Annotated in this window: 12 protein-coding genes and 1 tRNA gene; 7 read left to right on the forward strand and 6 right to left on the reverse strand. The window is 63.6% G+C overall.

What is annotated here, in order from left to right; genetic code table 11:
- The first annotated feature begins 8 nt into the window (after positions 1-8).
- A tRNA-Met gene (locus J2X50_RS23110) sits at positions 9-85 on the forward strand.
- 622 nt (positions 86-707) lie between these two features.
- On the opposite strand, the gene J2X50_RS23115 is transcribed toward J2X50_RS23110, so the two are convergent.
- The gene (locus tag J2X50_RS23115) at positions 708-3,146 is read right to left on the reverse strand and encodes a sensor histidine kinase (protein WP_429098369.1); all 2,439 of its coding nucleotides are present in this window, start codon (positions 3,144-3,146) and stop codon (positions 708-710) included.
- A 25-nt stretch (positions 3,147-3,171) separates the two neighbouring features.
- Entirely contained in the window at positions 3,172-3,849 is a 678-nt protein-coding gene (locus tag J2X50_RS23120; protein WP_429098371.1) for a response regulator transcription factor, read from the reverse strand.
- A gap of 206 nt (positions 3,850-4,055) precedes the next feature.
- Between J2X50_RS23120 and J2X50_RS23125 the strand changes: the two genes are divergently transcribed.
- The 4 genes from J2X50_RS23125 to J2X50_RS23140 all read left to right on the forward strand — a co-directional run bounded on the left by J2X50_RS23125 (position 4,056) and on the right by J2X50_RS23140 (position 8,429).
- Positions 4,056-5,024, forward strand: a complete 969-nt coding sequence (locus tag J2X50_RS23125; protein ID WP_429098372.1) for a Bug family tripartite tricarboxylate transporter substrate binding protein — start codon at positions 4,056-4,058, stop codon at positions 5,022-5,024.
- 61 nt (positions 5,025-5,085) lie between these two features.
- On the forward strand, positions 5,086-5,544 hold the full coding sequence (locus tag J2X50_RS23130; protein ID WP_429098373.1) for a tripartite tricarboxylate transporter TctB family protein: 459 nt from the start codon (positions 5,086-5,088) through the stop codon (positions 5,542-5,544).
- Positions 5,545-5,548: 4 nt separating this feature from the next.
- Entirely contained in the window at positions 5,549-7,075 is a 1,527-nt protein-coding gene (locus J2X50_RS23135) for a tripartite tricarboxylate transporter permease (protein WP_429098375.1), read from the forward strand.
- 610 nt (positions 7,076-7,685) lie between these two features.
- Positions 7,686-8,429 (forward strand): GntR family transcriptional regulator, encoded by a 744-nt coding sequence (locus J2X50_RS23140; RefSeq protein ID WP_429098377.1) that lies wholly within the window; start codon positions 7,686-7,688, stop codon positions 8,427-8,429.
- 187 nt (positions 8,430-8,616) lie between these two features.
- Here J2X50_RS23140 and J2X50_RS23145 read toward each other — a convergent pair whose 3' ends face one another.
- The 4 genes from J2X50_RS23145 to J2X50_RS23160 all read right to left on the reverse strand — a co-directional run bounded on the left by J2X50_RS23145 (position 8,617) and on the right by J2X50_RS23160 (position 13,678).
- Positions 8,617-9,366 carry an aspartate/glutamate racemase family protein gene (locus J2X50_RS23145; RefSeq protein WP_429098408.1) on the reverse strand — a complete coding sequence of 250 codons (750 nt, stop codon included), beginning with the start codon at positions 9,364-9,366 and terminating at the stop codon, positions 8,617-8,619.
- A gap of 28 nt (positions 9,367-9,394) precedes the next feature.
- Positions 9,395-10,819: an amidase gene (locus J2X50_RS23150; RefSeq protein ID WP_429098379.1), complete on the reverse strand. Its 1,425-nt coding sequence runs from the start codon at positions 10,817-10,819 to the stop codon at positions 9,395-9,397.
- Complete coding sequence (gene hydA, locus J2X50_RS23155; RefSeq protein ID WP_429098381.1) at positions 10,816-12,252, reverse strand: dihydropyrimidinase; 1,437 nt, start codon at positions 12,250-12,252, stop codon at positions 10,816-10,818. Before hydA ends, J2X50_RS23150 begins: the two co-directional genes overlap by 4 nt.
- 100 nt (positions 12,253-12,352) lie before the next feature.
- Complete coding sequence (locus J2X50_RS23160) at positions 12,353-13,678, reverse strand: MFS transporter (protein WP_429098383.1); 1,326 nt, start codon at positions 13,676-13,678, stop codon at positions 12,353-12,355.
- A 338-nt stretch (positions 13,679-14,016) separates the two neighbouring features.
- Between J2X50_RS23160 and J2X50_RS23165 the strand changes: the two genes are divergently transcribed.
- On the forward strand, positions 14,017-15,228 hold the full coding sequence (locus J2X50_RS23165) for an ROK family transcriptional regulator (RefSeq protein WP_429098384.1): 1,212 nt from the start codon (positions 14,017-14,019) through the stop codon (positions 15,226-15,228).
- Positions 15,228-16,481, forward strand: a complete 1,254-nt coding sequence (locus tag J2X50_RS23170) for a M20 family metallopeptidase (protein WP_429098385.1) — start codon at positions 15,228-15,230, stop codon at positions 16,479-16,481. The genes J2X50_RS23165 and J2X50_RS23170 overlap by 1 nt, the downstream gene beginning before the upstream one ends.
- Positions 16,482-16,516: the final 35 nt, after the last annotated feature.

The raw sequence follows: 16,516 nt of genomic DNA on the forward strand, positions 1-16,516 counted from the left end.
AAGTTCAACGCGGGGTGGAGCAGCCCGGTAGCTCGTCAGGCTCATAACCTGAAGGTCGTTGGTTCAAATCCAACCCCCGCAACCAAAATACAAACGCTCCCGCGCGAACCCCGCCGGGAGTGTTTTTGTTCGCACCGACAACCACCTGCCGATCAGCCCAGTTCAGGATCGTGCCCAGCTCGCCATGGAAGCGTCGCCTCGATCTCGCCGCGCTGGGCGCCCGGCGTCAGCACGATCTTCTCGATTAGCTGGGGACCTTCCGGGCGTAAACTGACGATATGCTTGGCAAAAGCTCCGGCTTGTCCTGGGCGGCGGCGGCAAGCTGGTTCGTGAGCGTGGTCTTGCGCGCCTCGAGCGCATCCATTGCGGCCCTCATGCTGTCGTGAAACATTCAGGCCCTGATGGCCTCGATGATGCTTCCAAGTTCGCAATGTCGGAAATCGCACTTCCAGCCGCGCCCTGGGTGCGTAGCCCGGCCAGCAAGTTGCGGTGCGTGATTGCGTCTCTTGTCGCAAGACCCGACGAAGACCGTGCCCGTTACGGGTCTGCCAACGAGCCTGCTATCGTGCTGACGAGAAGCTATGCCGCTTGCCGGCCAGTGTTTTGCCAGCCTCGAGCTGCGGCTCGAAAAAGCCGGCCCAATCGCCGAAGCCCGCAGCCGACATGTCGAGCAGCGTTTCGTTCTGGGGGCAGCAAAGGATTGCAGCCTATCTCGGCGCCTCGGAACCGCCGAATTGTACGACCGATTTCGCCCAGTCCTCAAGGAAGCGTTTCCGTCGTGCGTCGTCCTGAACGGCGAGTAGCGTGGGGCCAATCGCGATCGGTCGTGCGATGCCAGACGTGGCTATATCAGGCCCTTCCACGCCCGGTGGAACCTGACCGGCCGCGCCGAAAAAAAAGGACTCGTCCAGCGCAATCTGTTGCCCGCGCGGCGATAACAGATAGTCGAGGAAGCGAACGGCGGCCTCGGAGTGCTTTGCGATCCGCGGCACGATTGCGCCGCGAGAGAGCACGAGCGTGTAGTCGGCGGGCATGACAATGCCCAGCTTGTATCCTTCGCGGACGCGCTCATAGGCGTAGGACGCAAGCATATTGTATCCGAGCAGAAGCCGACCTTTCCCGACCTCCTCCAGGATTTCCGACGTGCAACAACGAAGGACTACGTTGGCGCGGCCAAGACTCTCCAGTACGCGTCCGTAGGTTGTCGTCGTCTGGCGCGCGTCGTTAAACGCGAGCAGATAGCCGATACCGGATTGGCGAATATCGTAAGTCCCTATCTTGCCGGCGTAGATCTCCGGCTTGCGGCGCAAGAGATCGGCCAGTTCGAGATGATCACGCGGTACATCCCCCGCAGGCACCAGGTCTCGATTGTAGGCGATAACGATGGGTTCGTAGGTAAACCCAAAAACCTCGTCGCGCCAGTTTGCCCAACGGGGCAGCGATTGCAGGTACTGGCCGGACGCCCGCTGCGCGCACCCATCATTGGCAAGCTTGACCAGTTGATCGACGGCCGATGATAGAACGAGATCGCCCAATGGACGCTGTTCTTTGCACGCCTTCTGCGCGGCGGAAAACAGGTCATTGGTGACGTACTCGACAACCTCTATCGTCGTGCCGGGCGACAGTTTCTGGTAATCAAGGATGAGCGGCCTCAGAGCATAAAGGTCTGTGGCTGCATGGATCGAAATCAGTTCGGTCTCGCCTTCGACGGGAAACAGCGTCGTCGTCTGTGCTTGCGCCCCAAAGACCCCCGCCACGAAGCAAACGATCCCCGCGAATGGCCATGCAACAGACCTGCTCATACATAAAGGCGTCTCCCGCGGCGCGTGACCAAATGAAAGTGAAACCACAAAACCGAAATCGTTGCGCCTGAAGCCGATGTTTCCGCCGTGAGCGGCGACTACCTCGGAGGCAATTGAAAGGCCCAGCCCCGTGCCACTGGTATCGGCGGACGGAAGGCCGAAACGCTGCGGAGCCAATTGCCAGTACTGTTGCGGGATTCCGGAGCCATCATCCTCGACCTCTACGACTGCCCTGTCGTTCTCGTCGGAGACGCGGACGCGAATTTCAGTCGACGCGCCGTGGCGAACCGCGTTGTCGATCACGTTCTTGATCGCCTCACCGGCATTGACGGGATCACCGATGATGATGAGTTCTTCCTGTGACGTATAGAGTGATACCATGAGGTCTCGCGCGGTATCGGGGACGGCTTCGTCGAGAGCTCGCCGCGTTACCTCGATAAGGTCGAACTCGGTCGCGGTCATCGCCTTTTCGCGATGCGCAACCATGGCATGGCTCAACAATTGGTTGGCGAGCCTTGCGAGTTGCCCGGTTCGCTCCTTGATACGATCCAGCCGCTGCCGGCCCTCAGGACCCACGTACAGATTCGATAGCATCTCAACCTGCCCGTCCAGCGCGGCTATTGGAGTGCGCAACTGATGGGCCGCATCGGCGATGAACTGTTGCATGAACGCAATGCGACCGTTCAAACGCTCCACGAAACTGTTGATTTCAGCAACGAAAGGCGCGAGTTCCCGCGGCGCCGGCGTGTTGATCTGGGTGAGGTCGAGTGGATCACGCAGACGGATGGCAGCCTCCAGCCGGCCTATGGGCGCGAGCGCCCGACGCACCGCGAATATCATACCCCCAATGGCTATGATGCCCATCACCGCGACCAGGAATAGCGAGCGCAAGGTCAAATCGCGCGCCAGTGCTGACCGCGCTCCCACTGTCTGGGCCACAATGACAACGGCTTCACCCGATAATTGCGGATCGTCGAAGGTGCGGGCGACCCGCGCGACCCGAACGGTGGCGTCTCGGTAGGACCCGTTGGTGACGGTTTCGTTGGCTGGGCCCGTTGCACTCCCCGGATCGGAGAGGTCGTCGTATCCCGTCAGCGTGTTGCCGGCAGGATCCAGCACGCGATAGAAAATGCGGTCGCGCTCGGAAAGCTCGAGTAGCTCAAACGCCGACACAGGGAGCTCGATCTCGGCGCGGCCATCCTGGATCGTGATCGCATCGGCGATCTGGAACGCCGCACCCAGCAGCAGGCGATCATAGGCTTCGTCGGCGGCACCCCTGGCGGAATACCAAGCTACCGACATCAGCACCGCTGCGCCGAATGCCAGCACAGCCGACATGAACATGATTAGCCGAAGAAAGAGGGACGGTTCAGGCCTCGCCATCGGTGACAATCTGGTAGCCGAAGCCGCGCACGGTTACGATGCGGGCCTTCGCACCTTCGATCTTCTGTCGTAGCCGGCCGACATAGAGCTCGACTGCATTGGGCGCCGGGGCTTCGTCGTAGCCAAATATCTTGTCGAGCAACTCTTCCTTGCTGAATACGCGCCCGGGCCGCGACGACAGTATTTCGAGCAACGTAAGTTCGCGACGCTTCAGGTGAACCTCGCGATCACCAACGCGCACCATACGACTCAAACGGTCGATGCTGATGTCGCCGCAGCGCAGCACGTTGGTTGCGTCACCGGCTCCGCGCCGCATGAGAGCGCGAACGCGTGCCTCCAGTTCGCGGAAGTCGAATGGCTTCACGAGGTAATCGTCCGCACCTATGTCCAGTGCATCGACCCTGTCTTCGACACGGGAGCGTGCGGTCAAGACCAATACCGGCGTGGTCAGACCGCGTGTCCGCATCCGTTTCAACAAGGTGAATCCGTCGAAGCCCGGCAACATCACGTCAAGGATCGCCAGGTCATAGCCCGATTGCTCTTCGATCACGGCCAATGCGCTGTCGCCGTCGAGTTCCCAGTCGACCGCGTGGCCGATCCGGGTCAGCCGTTCGACGATTGCCTCTCCAACATCCTTGGTGTCCTCCACCAGCAGAATACGCATTGCGGACGCCATTCCTCCACCTGTCAACCCAAGACAGTTCAATGACAGGATGCATCTATAGGGTGAGAGTCAAGCGTTGTTCAACGGCGCGGGAGTCTTGGGGGAGGAGGGATGCACGCGCATCTGGCTCAGGAATTTCGCGCGCCTTTTTGGCTTCCGCTTCCGCCGGAATCCGGCGGCTAGATCGCATCCAGGGAGGATCAATCATGCTTCGTTTTCTGACGCCGCTCGCCATGAGCGCCGCGCTCGCTATTGCAATCGCCAGCCCTGCAGCCGCGCTTCCTGACAAGACGGAGTGTCTTGCCGGCGCAAAGCCCGGCGGCGGTTTCGACATCACCTGCCGGCTGGCAGCCAACGCACTGCTCGCCGCCAAACTCGTCAGCGTACCCATGGCGGTGAACTATATGGAAGGCGGCGTCGGCGCGACGGCCTACAACCATGTCGTCGGCAAACGTCCCAACGATCCCGAATTGATCGTAGCGGCTTCGACCGGATCGGCGCTACTGCTGGCCCAGGGCAAATTTGGAAGCCATGATGCATCCGCGGTCAAGTGGCTCGGCGCCATTGCCGCCGACTATGGCGTGATCGTTGTTGCCGCCGACTCGCCGTACAAGACGTTGAAACAGTTGGTGGAGGCTTACAAGGCGGCTCCCGGTGACTTCGCCATCGGTGGCGGCGGCGCGGTCGGCAGCCAGGACTGGATGAAGTCCGCAATCGTCGCCAAGAGCGCCGGACAAGACCCCAAAGCGATGCGCTATGTCGCGCTTGAGGGTGGTGGCGCGGTGCTGACCGTTCTGGAAGGCGGCCACGTCAAGATCGGCGCCGGCGATGCTTCCGAAATGAGCAAGCACCATGCCGCCGGCAAGGTTCGCATTCTGGCTGTCCTTGCACCGGAGCGTCTGCCGGGCCTTGAAGATATCGCGACCGCGCGCGAGCAGGGCTTCGACATGGAATGGATCATCTGGCGTGGGTACTACATGGGGCCGGCCGTTTCGGACGCCGACTATGCCAGCTGGACCGACGCGTTGACCAAGCTCGTCGCAACGCCGGAATACCAGGCCGAGCTCAGGGCCCGCGGACTTTATCCGTACACCAAGATCGGCGCCGAGTTTGACGCGCAGGTCAAGGGAGACGTCGAGCGCTTCAAGTCGCTGGCTGAAGAAGCCGGCCTCTGACGATTCCCATTGTGCAGCGCCGTACTCCCGCGGCGCTGCGCAACTGTTTCTGAGAGCGACAATGATGCCCTATCTTTCCGGCGGCCGCCGTGCCGCGATGTGTCTGCTTGCCTCGAGCATCGTTTACGGTGTGGCCGGCAGCCGCATCCAGTATGCGTTTTCGTCCGACCCGCTAGGTCCGCGGGTCTTTCCGGTCATGCTGGCAATCGCGCTGGCCGTATTCTCGATGATCTATCTTGCCCGACCCGGTGACGCGCCCAATTGGCCGCGTGGCAACTTGCTTGCGCAGTCTGTCGTAATGATCGGGGTATTGGTTGCATCGGCCTTGGTTCTCGAATCCTTAGGCTTCGCCGCCGCGATGTTCCTGCTTTGCCTGGGTATCGGCCGATTGTTCGGGGCTTCCTGGAAGGCTGCGCTCGTGGGCAGCGGGGTTCAAGCTGCGCTCTGGTACTTCGTTTTCGACTATCTGCTCGACGTCTACCTGCCGGTTGGCGACCTGCTCAAAAATCTGTGGAGCTGATCCGATGGACCTTCAGTACCTTTGGACCGGTTTTGCGGTCGCTCTCACCTGGCAGAACCTGCTGATCGGTCTCATCGGCTGTTTCCTCGGCACTATCATCGGCGCCTTGCCGGCGATTGGGCCGATCAATGGCATCGCGCTCCTGCTGCCGATCGCCTATACGCTCGGATTGCCGGCCGAAAGCACGATGATCCTGCTCGCCAGCATCTATAGCGGTTCCGAGTATGGCGGCCGCATCTCGTCGATCCTGCTCAACGTTCCGGGTGACGCAGGCGCGGTGATGACTGCGCTCGACGGCAACCCGCTGGCCCGTCAGGGGCGGGCGGGCGAAGCGCTGATGATCAGCGGCATCTCGTCATTCGTGGGAGGTATCATCGGCGTACTCGGCTTGACCTTCTTCGCGCCCTGGCTGGCGTCGCTGGCTGTCGGCTTCGGCCCCGCCGAGTATTTCGTGCTGATGGTTTTCGCCTTCGCCACACTTGGCTCGATGGTCGGCGACCAGCCGGTCAAGACCCTGATCGGCTGCACGCTGGGCCTGATGCTGGCGACGGTCGGGCTCGATCCGACATCCGGCGCTTATCGCTTCAGCTTCGGGTTGGGCGAACTCAATGACGGCATTGATTTCGTCATCCTGGTCATTGGCCTGTTCTCGGTATCGGAGGCCTTGCTGATGCTGGAGGAACACCATTCCGGGTCGGTGATGACCAAGATTGGCCGCAACTTCGTCCGGATGAAGGATATCGTTTTCACGACAGGAGCAACACTGCGCGGTTCGATAGTCGGCTTCATCGTAGGCGTCTTGCCTGGCACCGGCGCGTCGGTCGCCAGCGCCGTCTCGTACACGTTGGAGAAGCGCATCTCCGACACTGAGGGCACCTTCGGCAAGGGCGACATACGTGGCCTTGCGTCGCCCGAAGCCGCAAACAATGCCTGCGCGGCCGGCGCTTTCGCGCCTATGTTGACTTTGGGCGTCCCGGGAAGTGGCACGACCGCAGTCATGCTCGGCGCGTTGATGCTCTACAACATCCAGCCAGGTCCGCAGCTGTTCGCCGAACGGCCTGAACTGGTCGGCGGCCTCATCGCGTCGCTATATATCGGCAACGTGCTGCTGCTTATCCTAAACCTGCCGCTGGTGGGGATATTCTCGCGCCTGTTGACGCTGCCGAACTGGATCCTTGTTCCTGGCATTCTGGTGCTTTCCGTGGTTGGCGTCTATTCGACCCACGCAAGTACGGATTCCATACTACTCATGCTCGTCATCGGGGTCGGTGGCTGGCTCTTTCGGAAGCTCGGCTTCGACCTCGCCCCGGTGATCCTCGGCTTCGTGCTCGGACACGTAATGGAGGTGAACCTGCGCAACGCGCTGGCGATCAGTGGCGGCGACCTCGGCATCCTGTTCCAGAGCAGGATATCGATTGCGCTGTGGATCATGGCTGTCGTGATAGCCGTTGCGCCCTGGCTGGCAACACGGTTCCTGCGTCAAAGGTCGAAGAAGATTGCAGTTAACTCTCTACCTTCCGACGGTGGTTGATCGTTGCCGAACGGGCGCTGCTGCGCTGGGCATTCCCTCTCCGGAGAGGGACGCGCGGATCGGGTCGATCATTTGACAGCCTTTGCTGCCGAGTCGTTTGGCGGGCAGGATAGTTTCAGCCGGACTCTTGGCTTTCGACACCTGATCGACATGCACGGGGGCCTCCGCATGCTCGCGGCAAGCGGACTTCTGAGGCCCGGCTCGAAGAGAAATGCCGTGAGCTGGGCCAGGGAGAGAAGGGCTATACCCTGCGCCACGCGCTCGCCGTGATCGAGTTGTCGGTCACGGTCGCCAGGCATTCTCGGCTGAAGTCGTCGACAACGCACAGGATGCGGAAGTGGCGGCCGTCAGCCGGTCGATCACTAGCCGGCCAGACAAAGGTCCGTAATCTGCGCTGTGGGCAGCCGAATTGGCGCCGGTGGCGTGTCCTTCCCTTAAGGGTGGAGGTCGACCAGTGGCCGAAAGCTTATCGCCGACTTTCCACCAGTAAGCCCCGGTGTGTTATACACTTGATGTGTGTCGCCATGTCCGGTGGGTGCGGTTGCCTTGTTTCCAGAGCTGCCTGACCGGATGGCCTTCCATTCAGATATTCACCTAACCGAGTCTCGTCATGCCAAGAGCCACCGCAGCACCCAATGCCAACGGCGCCATTGCCGCCGTCCCTCCCACTGGTGATCTTGCTCAAGGAGCCTCCATCGAAGAAATCGCCGAGCGCATCCTGGCGGCGATCTGGGAGCACCGGCTGCCGCCTGGGACCAAGCTGGTCGAGGAAAGGCTGGCCGGTGTGTTCGGTGTCAGCCGTACCAAGGTGCGGCTCGGCTTTGCCAAGCTGGCGCACGAAGGCGTGCTAACGGTGCTCCCCAACCGGGGCACTTTCGTTTCGAGCCCAAGCGTTGCGGAGGCAAGGCAGGTGCTGAATTCGAGGCGGCTCCTGGAACCCGCGCTGGTACATGACCTGGCCGCCAGCATAACGCGGGAGGGCCTGCGCACGCTGCGCGCCATCGCGCGCCAAGAAGCTCAGGCGCGCAAGGCCAACGACCGTCGCGCCATCATTCGCCTTTCAGGCGAGTTTCATTGCAAGCTGGCCGAGATTTTCGGCAACCAATACCTGGGAAGGTACATGCGCGAGCTCTGCTCGCTGACCTGCCTGGTGATCGCGCTCTACGATGCGCCCGGGTTGCCGTCCTGCCCGCATCACGAACACGACGACATCATCGATGCGCTAGAGGCGGGAGACGGCGCGCGCGCCGCGAAGCTGATGGTAGAGCATCTCGGCCACGTGGAAAGCACCCTCAACCTGGAATCACCGGTTGAGGAAGAGGTGGACCTTGAGGCGGTGTTTGCGGAGTTATGAGGGCTTCCACTCGGCTTGCGAGCCCATTCCGCGAAATGAAGAGGCAACTGCTTGCTACGGACAGCCTCTGTCATTGTGGAGACGCCACATCAGAATTTGGCTCATAGCGCATTCCTCGCTTTGGGCATCAAGGATGCTCGCTTAGTCGATCGCCGCAGTGCTTGTTAGGCAGACCGTCCCTATCTCATCATGTTCTACGATGCTCGATGCGCGCCGCCAGCGCGGTCGGCAGGCCAATGGTGGACTTGGCATCAGGGCGGCGGAAGGTACCTGCGGTGGCCTTGCGCGGATGCAGGGCGACCAGGGCTTCGGCCTGCTTGAGGGCGGCGGCCATCTGATCCACCACCGGCACCGGGATGCGGTGGCGTACACGCGCGGCCAGGCCCGCAAGCGGTGCACCGGCCAGGATCACCACATCGGCTTCGTCTTCCTCAACGGCGCGATTGGCCAGTTCGATCAGCAGCGCTTCCTTCTCTTCCTGCACGTCCGATACCGAGGTGAAAGCACCGTTCAGCATGCGGATGCCGGCCAGACGTCCGCGCAGGCCGTGCATGTCCACGCATTCCTCGTACCACGGTCCGAGTGCGCGCGCGAAGGTGACGATCGCGAAGCGTCGGCCCAGCATGCAGGCCGATAGCATGGCGGCTTCAGCCATGCCGACAACCGGCAGGTCGAACAGTTCACGCGCACCCATCAGGCCGGGGTCGCCGAAGGCCGCGATGATGGCGGCATCGTACTCGGCATGGTGCTCGGCCAGCATTTCCAAGGCAACCGCGCCGCCAATCTGCGCCTCGGCACGGGTGGCGATGTAGGGCACGCCGCGGCTGGCCGTGAGCGCGTGCAGTTCGGTGCCGGGTGCGGCCGCTTGTTCGGCTACGCTCATCAGGCGGGCGGTGATGTCTTCGCTGGTATTCGGGTTAAGAACCAGGATTCGCATGGGGTGGTGTGCGGGCATGGGGCCATACTCACGCGGCTGGGTGGAGCAAGGAGGCGAAGGCGGATTCGGCCAAGCGGGCGGCGGCCAGGACACGCAGGTCCGCTCCGCGCGGGCCGGCAATCTGCAGGCCTACCGGCAGGGCGTCGCGGCCTATGCCACAGGGCACGGAAATGGCGGGCGCCTGCGCATGGTTGAAGAAAGGTGTGAACACGGCGTGCGCACGCGGCTCTACGGTCACCCCACCGATCTGCTCCGGCCCCAACCGGTCGTTGCGCCACGCGACGCAGGGCGTGGTCGCGGAAAGCAGCAGGTCGTAGCGCGTGAAGAAGGCCGCCATGGCGAGGCCGATGCTGTGGCTGGCCTCGCGAGCGCGGGCCACGTCCACTCCGCTCCAGGCCAGCCCCCGCTCAATCTGGCGGGCAATATCCGGGTCGAACAGGTCGGGGTCGCGGCGCCAGGCTTCACCGTACAGGTTGGCCAGGCCCACATGCTGTAGCGGCATCAGGGCGGCCTCGTCGGCGCCTGTCGGCCAGACGGGATCGGCGCGCTCGACCGACAGGCCGGCAGCCCGCAGGCGGGAGACGGCCGTATCGAAGGCCGCCGCCACGTCGTCGTCCACCGGCACGTTCAGCCCGAGTCGCGGGCTGAACGCGATCCTGAGCGCATGCAGCGGACGTGCATCCGACCCTATGGCAAAGCCCAGTGTCGCCGGATCGCGCGGGTCAGGACCGGACAGGGCACGGAACATCAGTTCGGCATCGGCTACGGTGCGCGTGATCGGCGCCATGACCTGGACGCCATGGAAGGCGTGAGGGAAGCCTGCCGCGTCGGGGATGGCACCGAACGATGGCTTGAACCCGACCACGCCGGCATGCGCGGGCGGGCGACGGCTGGAGCCGCCACCGTCGGTGCCAAGTGCCAGCGGCGCCATACCGGCCGCCACAGCCACTGCGCAGCCGCCGGAGGAGCCGCCGGCGGTCAGCGTCGGATCTGCCGGGTGCCTGGTCAGCCCGTACACCTTGTTGGTGGTCAGGCCCTTGCATGCAAATTCCGAGGTGTTGCCCATCCCCAGGATGATGGCACCTGCCCGGCGCAGGCGCTCTACGGCGATGGCGTCTTCCGGCGCGACGAAGTCGCGGTATAGCTGCGAACCCTGGGTCACGCGCCGGCCTTTGGTCCAGACCACGTCCTTGACGATGACCGGTACGCCAGCCAGCAGCGGCCGTTCGCCACGAGCCAGGCGCGCGCGCAATTCGGCCACGTCGGCCTGAACCAGATCCGGCCGTTGCTCGAAGACGGCGTTCAGTTCGGGATTTCGTTCGTCGATGCGAGCCTGAAAGGTCATGGCTACATCCGCGGCGTCCAGCCGGCCTGCGCATACGAGCGCGGCGATGCCGGCGGCGTCCAGCGCGACGATGTCCGGTGTGGTTCCGGCGGTGCTTGCGTTGCTCACAGGCTGCCTCCTGCGGTTCGATAGCGGGGTTTGGCCATCTCCGGCAGCGCACACGGCAGGAAGCGGCCGTGGCCGGCCTGCGCGAGAACCTTGCCGTCTTGGGCCACAATCTTGCCGCGCACCAGCGTGGTCACCGGCCAGCCTTTCACCAATTGTCCCTCATATGGCGTGTAGTCCACGGCATGATGCAGGTCTTCGTTGCGGATCACAACTTGGCGTTCGGGATCCCAGATAGCCATATCGGCATCCGAGCCGATCGCGATGGTGCCCTTGCGTGGGTGCAGGCCAAACAGCTTGGCGGGATTGGTCGAAGTCAGCGCCACGAACTGGTTGACCGAGATGCGGCCGGTGCCAACACCTCCGGAGAACAGCAAAGGCAGCCGGGTCTCCAGCCCCGGGATACCGTTGGGGATGTAGCTGAACGGCACTTCCTCCCCGCCCGGCTTCTTGCCTCGCGGGTCGTCGTAGCGAAAGGGGGCGTGGTCGGACGAGAAGATGGTGAACAGGCCATCGCTCAGGCCGTCCCAGATCACTTCCTGGTTGGCGCGGTCTCGCGGTGGCGGGCTGCACACGCACTTGGCGCCGAGGTAGCCTTCCTGATCCAGGTCGGAGGCAGTGAGAAAGAGGTATTGCGGGCACGTCTCGGCGAAGATTTTCATGCCGCGGCCGCGCGCCCAGCGGATCTGCTCCACTGCTTCGCGCCCTGACACATGCACGATCAGGATGGGTAGGTCGACCAGTTCCGAGAAGGTGATAGCGCGATGGGTGGCCTCGCGCTCGATTGCCATCGGCCGCGCCAGCGCGTGGAACTTGGGCCCGGTGTTGCCGACGGCCTCGAGCGCCTCGGTCAGCCAAGCAATGCAGTCGGAGTTTTCGGCGTGGATCATCACCAGTGCGCCTTCGCGGCGGGCCACCGACAGCACCTCTAGGATCTCGCGGTCATCCAGCTTGAGATCGTCGTAGGTCATATAGATCTTGAACGACGAATAGCCCTCGCGGATCAGCGCAGGTAGCTCTTCGCTGAGCACGGTGCGGGTTGGATCTGAGACGATCAGATGGAAGGCGTAGTCGACCACGGCCTTGCCTTCGGCGCGGCGGTGGTAGTCTTCCACTGCCGCGCGCAGCGAGTGCCCCTTCTCCTGTGCGGCGAAGGGGATCACCGTGGTGGTGCCACCGCAAGCGGCGGAAATGGAGCCTGTGTAGAAGTCGTCGGCCATCTTCAGCCCATCCGGCACGGGCTGGTCCAGATGACAATGGGCATCCACGCCGCCGGGGAGAACCAGCTTGCCGCTGGCGTCGATTTCCTGCCCTGCGCTGCCCAGGTCATGGCCGAGCCCGGCGATGCGGCCATCGACGATGGCGATATCGCATTGCACGGTGTCGCAGGCAGTGACGATGGTGCCGTTACGGATGATGATGTCGAACTGTTTCACTCGGCTGTGCTCGCAAGATTGGATGCATTGGTCTTGTCTTGGATGTACAGGGAGCACGGCTGCTGCCGCGCTCCCTGATGTGGCTAGGGCGGATGCCGCGTCAGCCCGCGTCGGATAGGTTCATGCGGGCGGTTTCTCGCGCGGCCATGGCGGACAGTGCAATCAGTATGCAGACCACCGCCAGGTAGATCGCCACCGGCGTGGTGCTACCGAAGCGGTCGATCAGCGAGACTGCGATCAGAGGGGCGAGAGCGCCGCCAAATACGCCGGCGAACTGGAAGCCCAACGAGGCGCCGGTCACCCGGACCCGGGTGGCGAACAGCTCGGGCAGGAATGAGGCCAGCGGCGAGAACATGAACGACACCAGTACCATGCCGACGAAGGAGCTCAGCATGATCAACGCTGGGTTGGAAGTGTTGACCATCAAGAAGAAGATGAAGGCCCAAACCGCGCCGCCGAAACCGCCAAGCATCAGCACCGGACGGCGTCCGATGCGGTCGGCCAGCAGGCCCGCCACTGGAATGAACAGGATCTGTGCCACTGCACCCATCAGCACAGCGTTCAGCGCGATGCTCCTGGGCAGGCCCAGCTTGGTCGGCACGTAGTACAGCAGGAACAGCGTGAACACGTAGAAGGCGATGTCGCCGCCCAGGCGCGCGCCGAAGGCGATCAGCAGTTGCTTCTTGTAGTTGCTCAGCACTTCCTTGATGGGAGCGCGCGACTCGCCGCTGGTCTCTTCCAGCTTCTCGAACATGCCGGATTCGTGCACACTGGCACGGATATACATGCCCACGCCGACCAGGATGGCGCTCAGCAGGAAGGGCACGCGCCAGCCCCAACTCAGGAAGGCCTCTTCCGATACCAGCCAGGTGATCAAGGCGAACACCGCGTTGGCTAGGAGCAGGCCGATCGGTGCTGCAAGCTGGACCAGACTGCCAAGGAAGCCGCGCCGCTTGCCTTCGGGATCCAGCTCGTTGACCATGATGGCGGCGCCGCCCCATTCACCGCCCAAGGCCAGTCCCTGCACGATGCGTAGCAGCACCAGCAACAACGGGGCCAGCACGCCGACGCTGGCGTAGGTGGGTAGCAGGCCAATGCAGAAGGTGGCCACGCCCATCATCAGCAACGTCACGATCAGGACCCATTTGCGGCCGATCTTGTCGCCGAAATGGCCGAACACGGCGCCGCCCAGCGGCCGCGCCACGAAGGCCACGCCGTAGCTGGCCAGCGAAAGCAGCGTGGCGATCAGCGGATCGGTTTGCGGGAAGAAGAGCTTTGGAAAGACCAGCGCCGCCGCCGATCCATAGATGAAGTGATCATAGAATTCGAGGGTGGTGCCGGCCAGGCTGGCGCCCGCCACCCGTGCTACCGATTGCTTCTTGGCTGGCGCTTTCACTGCCGCCGCGCCGGTACTGACTGCTTGCATGGTGGATCCTCCCATGGTCCAGGGCTGTTGCCGGGTGCTTCCCGCTCCACCGATCGGCCGCGCCGGTCTTTGGCGGGAAGTCATTGTGTCTCCCCGAGGCTGCTTGCAAAGGCAGCGCTCTAAAGCGCTATACATTATTCTGACATCCGCCATACAATCAATATCAATATTGTTGTCAATTTCGTCGAGTTCGCGCTGGAAATGGTGCAATGCTCGAGGGTCGTACGACGTTGGGGGTATTCAGCGAGCTTTTGGACGGCTCGCCGCCTACAAAACCGTTGACATTCCGGCTGCGTCTTTAATAAGTTCGGTTACAGAACGAATTAAAAGAGGCCGATGTGAGCGACAGCCTGCGCATCTCCCGGAAGTTCTCGCAGCGCTCCGTGATGGAAGCGATCGTGCAGGGCGGGCCCATTTCCCGTGCATCGATCTCCAAGCTCACCGGCCTGTCCAAGCAGACCATCTCCGAAATCGTCCGCGTGCTTGAGCAGGAAGGCTGGGTGCAGGAGACGGGCCGCACCAGCGGCCATGTCGGGCGCACCGCCGTCACTTACGAGCTCGTCCATGACGCCGCCTACATCGTCGCCGTCGACCTCGGTGGCACCAAGGTCCGCGTGGCGATCACCGATCTCGCCTGCGAGATCTTCGCTGAGGACACCGCGCCCACCGATCCGCGCGGCGGCCGCTTCATCGTCGACCAGATCGTCAGGCTGGCCTTCCAGGCGGCGGCGCGACAAGGCATTGCCCGCGACAAGATCAAGCTGGCGGTGATCGGCGTGCCCGGCGCGCCCGACAGCGCCACCGGCCGCGTGCTGCTTGCCCCCAACATCGCCGACTTCGACAAGATGGACGTGGTCGGGGCGTTCTCGGATGCCTTCGGCTTCGACGCGATGCTGGAGAACGACGTCAATCTGGCCGTGCTCGGCGAGAACTGGCTCGGGCAGGGACAGGGCATCGACAATCTCGCCTATGTGGCGCTGGGCACCGGTGTCGGCGGCGGCCTGATGGTCGGCGGCCATCTTGTGCGTGGCGCCATCAACGCTGCCGGCGAACTGGGATTCCTGCCGCTGGGGGCCAATCCGTTCGAGGCGGAGTCGTTGCGCACCGGGGCCTTCGAGCGTGCGGTTGCCTCGCACGGCATCATGGACCGCTACGCGGCGCTTGCCGGCCGTCGCCTGACGGTGCCGGAGATCTTCGAGGCCGCGAATGGCGGCGACCAGGCGGCGCTGACCGTCCTTGACGAGATCGCCAGGCATCTGGCGCGTGGCATCGGCGCCATCGCCGCGATCGCCAACCCGGAGAAGGTGATCCTCGGCGGGTCGATCGGCCTGCGACCGGAGATCCTGTCGCGCGTTAAGGTCTTCCTGCCGCAGTGCTTTCCCTACCCGGTCAATGTCGAGACGGGCGAGCTGGGCTCGCGCGCGGCGATCATCGGGGCCGCGGCGATCGGGCTCGGGCAACTGCACAATGCGCTTTTCGGCGTCGACGCGCCCGACGGCCGCATCTCGCTGCCGAAGGTCGACATGCGCGCGTTGAGGGAGGCTGTGTAATGTCGGACGAATTGACCAGGCGTCTCGAGGCGGCACTCGACGAGGATGCGGCGCTGGCGCTGTTCCGCGGCGCCATCGGGTGCGAGAGCATCACCGGCAACGAGGCCAACTTCGTAACCTATCTCGAGCTGCAGATGGCGTCCCTCGGGCTCTCGGGCCTGCGCACCTCCGAGTTCCTGCCCGGGCGGCCCAACATCTGGGGCGAGCGCAAGGGCGCAGGCGGCGGCAAGCGGCTCCTCTTCATCGGCCACACCGATACGGTGCATGTCGACGGCTGGCGCGAGCACTGGGCCGGCACCGAACGCGAGGATCCGTTTGCGGCGCCGGTCATGGACGGCGCCGTCTGGGGCCGCGGCTCGGGCGATCTCAAGGCCGGCATCGCCTCGTCGCTTGCAGCCCTCGCCTTGCTCGACAGGGCGGGCATCCGTCTTGCCGGCGACGTGTCCTACGCCTTTGTCGGCGACGAGGAGAGCGGTCAGCCGGGCACCGGCGTTTCCGCCGGCATCAAGGATTTTGCCGCCCGCATCGAGAGCGGCGAGGTCCAGCGCCCGGATTTCACCGTCTATGTCGAGCCGACGCGGCTCGCGGTCTATCCGGCGCAGATTGGCTTCTTCATCACCGACATCACGATCACGGGCAAGTCGGCCTATTTCGGCGTGCCGGAGCTGGGCAAGGATGCCCTGAAGGCGAGCCATCAGGCGATGACGGCGCTGTGGCAGCACTCCGACGAGATCGCGGCCCGCGCCGAGCATCCGCTGGTCGGGCGAAGCTTCCTGCTCATTACGGGCCTGGCCGGCGGCGGCTACATCGCCGTGCCGGAGCACTGCACCCTGTCCCTGATCCGCAAGCTGCTGCCGGGCGAGTCCCTGGACACGGCCGCGGCCGAGATCGAGGCGGCCGTGCGCGGCGCCATCGGCGATCCCGAGATCAAGGTCGAGTTCGCCTATCCGGCGGGGCGCGACCATGCGCTGGGCGGCACTGCCGCGGAGATCGATGCGAACGCGCCCGAAGTCGCCTTGCTGTCCGAGGCACTCGGTCAGGCGCTCCAGGGGCGCGGCCGGATCGAGGGCGCGCCGTTCTGGTCGGAATCGCCGTTCTTCGTCAATCGGCTGGGCATTCCGGCCGTCTATTGCGCGCCCGGCGACATCCGCAACTGCCACACCTACGAGGAGCACGTCGAGGTCGAGGAATATCTCGCCGGCGTCGTCGCTTTCGCTGCCTTCATGGCCCGCTACTGCGGGGTCATCGAGTGAACTGCCTACTTCGCTAGACATGATCGGGAGGAAAA

Source organism: Aminobacter sp. BE322 (assembly GCF_050433525.1).
Lineage (GTDB): Bacteria > Pseudomonadota > Alphaproteobacteria > Rhizobiales > Rhizobiaceae > Aminobacter.

What these genes read in the sequence shown, in the direction of transcription:
- J2X50_RS23120 (WP_429098371.1), bottom strand. Translation starts at nt 3,849, where the DNA reads ATGCGTATTCTGCTGGTGGAGGACACCAAGGATGTTGGAGAGGCAATC.
- J2X50_RS23145 (WP_429098408.1), bottom strand. Translation starts at nt 9,366, where the DNA reads ATGCGAATCCTGGTTCTTAACCCGAATACCAGCGAAGACATCACCGCC.
- J2X50_RS23135 (WP_429098375.1), top strand. Translation starts at nt 5,549, where the DNA reads ATGGACCTTCAGTACCTTTGGACCGGTTTTGCGGTCGCTCTCACCTGG.
- J2X50_RS23140 (WP_429098377.1), top strand. Translation starts at nt 7,686, where the DNA reads ATGCCAAGAGCCACCGCAGCACCCAATGCCAACGGCGCCATTGCCGCC.
- J2X50_RS23125 (WP_429098372.1), top strand. Translation starts at nt 4,056, where the DNA reads ATGCTTCGTTTTCTGACGCCGCTCGCCATGAGCGCCGCGCTCGCTATT.
- J2X50_RS23130 (WP_429098373.1), top strand. Translation starts at nt 5,086, where the DNA reads ATGATGCCCTATCTTTCCGGCGGCCGCCGTGCCGCGATGTGTCTGCTT.
- J2X50_RS23115 (WP_429098369.1), bottom strand. Translation starts at nt 3,146, where the DNA reads ATGTTCATGTCGGCTGTGCTGGCATTCGGCGCAGCGGTGCTGATGTCG.
- J2X50_RS23170 (WP_429098385.1), top strand. Translation starts at nt 15,228, where the DNA reads ATGTCGGACGAATTGACCAGGCGTCTCGAGGCGGCACTCGACGAGGAT.
- J2X50_RS23160 (WP_429098383.1), bottom strand. Translation starts at nt 13,678, where the DNA reads ATGCAAGCAGTCAGTACCGGCGCGGCGGCAGTGAAAGCGCCAGCCAAG.